2 protein-coding genes are annotated in these 851 nt (G+C 61.2%); one reads left to right on the top strand and one right to left on the bottom strand.

The annotated features are described in order from the left end of the window. The coding region (locus E1286_RS47380) for a hypothetical protein (protein WP_223190974.1) at positions 1-564 on the top strand (564 nt) is incomplete at its 5' end. Positions 565-589: 25 nt separating this feature from the next. On the opposite strand, the gene E1286_RS47375 is transcribed toward E1286_RS47380, so the two are convergent. Continuing rightward, positions 590-851: transposase (locus E1286_RS47375; RefSeq protein WP_187368339.1), on the bottom strand; the 262-nt coding region annotated here is incomplete at its 5' end.

Here is an 851-nt window from a genome sequence, read left to right as displayed (position 1 = left end):
GCACTGCCCGTTCCTTCAGCTCCGGTGGATAACGACGCTGGGCGGGGTGCGGGGAAGTGGATCGACCTGACATGGACTCCATCCTTTCCAACCGATGAAGTCTCCATCAATCCCGGCGCAGTTCACATCTCCCATCACGAGGACGCCTCGGGCGCCTTGGACTCGGTGCCGGGCCCTTCGTCATCCGCAACCGTCGTGGACGATGTGGACTTTATCGCTCCGTCTCTCAATGGGCAGAGCACATCTGTCCGGCTGGATGCACCAGAAGATGGTTGGACGGTAGAGCCGAAGCCGTTCGTGTTGCGCCCGGGCGTGCTCTATTCGGCGATTGGTTACCAGAAACGGGGTGGCTCCTCCAGCCAAGTGAACATCCGCGACGTTAGCTTCAGGGCGGCTGACTTCGCGAAGCTCAAGCCGGGCCAGGTCCTCATCCAGCGAGGGGAAAGCGTTCCGCTGAAGACTCCAGAGACCAACGGAGTGAACTCAGAGATCGTCTTTGTGGACAAGGTGATCTCCCAGGAGGACTTCGAACGCGAGGGCCAGAATTGGGCCAACTGCGAATGATCCAATCACTTCGCGGGTTTCTGGACTACCGGAGACTGCCGCCGATGTAGGCCAGATGCGGATCGGCGAAGAATGACCTCACCAGCGCGGGCAGTTTCTGTAACCGTCGCAGCGCGCCCAGCGCCAAGGATTTGAGTTCCTCGGCGCCGCGAGCAGAAGTGCGGGCGATCCGGTCGTGTTTGACGTTCTTCCATACCCACTCGTCCGGGTTGAGCTCGGGCGAGTACGGCGGCAGGAAGAACAGCGACAGCCGGCCCTCGGTCGCCTCGACGAACGCCTTGACCTTC

The organism is Nonomuraea terrae, from assembly GCF_004348995.1.
Lineage (GTDB): Bacteria > Actinomycetota > Actinomycetes > Streptosporangiales > Streptosporangiaceae > Nonomuraea > Nonomuraea terrae.
The sequence above is the reverse complement of the archived record's forward strand: the minus strand, read 5'-3'. Positions and strand labels throughout refer to the sequence as shown.